This window comes from Pontibacter sp. HJ8 (assembly GCF_054824225.1).
The window spans coordinates 1-1393 of record NZ_JSYF01000462.1 but is presented as its reverse complement, the minus strand read 5'-3'; the positions used below and the strand labels follow the sequence as shown (position 1 = coordinate 1393).

Below are 1393 nucleotides of genomic sequence, written 5' to 3'. Positions count from 1 at the left end.
AAGGCGGAGCAGTTTTATGTGCTGCTAAACAAAGAGCACTTCGTGCTGACAGAAGTTAAAGGCTTTAAACGGGAAGGTGAACAAGGCCAAACGAAACTCCTCGATATTGCGAAGCCGCAAAGCAAGGTATTTGGCTCACTCTGGGAAAAACACCACATTGGCGATGTGGTAGAGGATATAAACCATTATGCCGAAAGGGCGACCAGTGCACTAAATTGGGTGAAAGGGAAACTGGGCTCCGATTAGGGAGAAGGGTTTTCCTACCATTTTCTTTTCGGCTAAAGCTGATTTACCATTTCTGTAGCAGGAGCCATCCTGTTCTGCACAGCAGCAGGCAGGTGCTAGATTGTATAAAGGGTTGCAACAGCCACAATAGTGCCACTTAGCAGCATCAGGAAGCTATAAGCAAAAGACAACAGGAAGAACTTATAAATCGTGCGCCTGCGCGAGCTCCCGTAAATGTTACGCATAGACCTGTAGATGTACCACAGCACGACTATAAAACCAAAGAACTGTATCCCGTCTTCAAAAAATGGCAGTAGCCAGCTTAACACGATCAGGATAGAGGCAAAAAGGAAGAGAAAGGAGTGCACATGGATCGAATAGACCAGGTGTTCCACATAGTACTTGGTTGGCCTGCGGTTTACGAGCTTCAGGATAAGCGCAAATAAGGGAAGCAGGATGAACATCATTTTCGGCAGATGGCTCACCAGCTTATTTTTGAAAAGCTCACTGCTCAGGTCATCATCCATTACCTTCCGGATCTTAGTCTGCAGCGAGTGAACGACTACATTCTCATCGGCTTTCGAATCGGTACTCTTTTTAGCTGCTTGTTTGGCATCGGGTTCCGTCGCTGCAGGGTTCGTAAAAACAACCACGCCTTTCTGTTCGCCTGCGCTGTCTGAGATCGCCTGTGCGTTCTGGAGTACGGAATAGGTATACGCTCCTGCTTTTTCAGATACGGCATTGCCAACAATTTCTTTTGCTTTCTCGGCCTCTGCTTGGGTTAACGTGTTCTCCCCGGTAACATTCTCCTCCAGTATGTCTTTCTTGTTGCTGTTGGAATTAGCCGTGAAAAGGAAAAAGAACAAGATACTGATGAAGATATACAGGCTGATCGGGTTCAGGTGCGATGCACGCCTGCCGGCAAAATATTCTTTTGTCAGAAATCCCGGTTTTGTGAAGAGCGGTACCAGGCTGCTGAAGAACTTCGACTCGAAATGAAAGTAATGGCCTATGCTGTGAACGGCCATGTGCAGAAAATCTTCCTTCAGTTCCAGGTTTTCCTGTCCACAGGTGGAGCAAAATTTATCGGAAACTGTTGTGCCGCAGTTCAGGCAGCTTTTATCGGAGCGGTAATGTTTTTTCATAATGGCTACAGCCTTGCATAGCT

At 46.7% G+C, this 1393-nt stretch carries 2 protein-coding genes; one reads left to right on the top strand and one right to left on the bottom strand.

The features are described 5' to 3' along the window. The coding region (locus OB13_RS17830) for a hypothetical protein (protein WP_461491539.1) at positions 1 to 246 on the top strand (246 nt) is incomplete at its 5' end. A 95-nt stretch (positions 247 to 341) separates the two neighbouring features. On the opposite strand, the gene OB13_RS17825 is transcribed toward OB13_RS17830, so the two are convergent. After that, on the bottom strand, positions 342 to 1393 hold a 1052-nt coding region (locus OB13_RS17825; RefSeq protein ID WP_461491538.1), incomplete at its 5' end, for a DUF3667 domain-containing protein.